Source organism: Rhizobium sullae (genome assembly GCF_900169785.1).
GTDB classification, from domain to species: domain Bacteria; phylum Pseudomonadota; class Alphaproteobacteria; order Rhizobiales; family Rhizobiaceae; genus Rhizobium; species Rhizobium sullae.
In genome coordinates this window covers 1-236 of the sequence record NZ_FWER01000251.1, presented here as the reverse complement: position 1 = coordinate 236, position 236 = coordinate 1, and the positions used below count along the sequence as shown (strand labels likewise).

Genomic DNA, 236 nt, shown 5'->3' with positions numbered 1-236 from the left:
GCGATACCCAAAGCCGCCAGGCGATTGCTGGTCAGGCTGCTGAAGAAGCAAGGCCTGACGCCGAAGCGGATCGTCACCGACAAATTGCGCTCATATGGTGCTGCAAGACGGGAGGTGATGCCCGCCGTCGAACATCGATCGCACAAGGGCCTGAACAACCGGGCCGAGAATTCTCACGTGCCGCTTCGAAAACGGGAGCGGATGATGCAGGGATTTCGATCCGTCGGCGGCTTGCA

At 60.2% G+C, this 236-nt stretch carries 1 protein-coding gene; it reads left to right on the top strand.

The features are described 5' to 3' along the window. Positions 1–236: DDE-type integrase/transposase/recombinase (locus BN1800_RS40025; RefSeq protein WP_143534291.1), on the top strand; the 236-nt coding region annotated here is incomplete at both ends.